The sequence below is a fragment of the Neisseria sp. P0009.S007 genome, assembly GCF_051962515.1.
The window spans coordinates 1,783-2,086 of sequence record NZ_JBQCVF010000231.1; the positions used below are offsets into that span (position 1 = coordinate 1,783).

Genomic DNA, 304 nt, shown 5'->3' on the forward strand with positions numbered 1-304 from the left:
CCAAAGGCGATACCGGCGCAACTGGTGCAACCGGTGCTGACGGTAAGAACGCTGAAGCCGATGTTAAAGACAACGGCGACGGTACTCATACTGTAACCATCAAAGACGGTAACGGTAACACCACTACTACCATCGTTAAAGACGGTGCAACTGGTGCTAAAGGTGACACTGGTGCCGACGGTAAGAACGCTGAAGCCGACGTTAAAGACAACGGCAACGGTACTCACACTGTAACCATCAAAGACGGTAACGGTAACACCACTACTACCATCGTTAAAGACGGTGCAACTGGTGCGAAAGGTGA

1 protein-coding gene is annotated in these 304 nt (G+C 51.0%); it reads left to right on the plus strand.

Translation table 11 applies throughout. The features are described from left to right. A partial coding sequence (locus ACTHS3_RS11950) for a collagen-flanked surface repeat-containing protein (protein ID WP_440368033.1) occupies positions 1 to 304 on the plus strand: 304 nt, incomplete at both ends.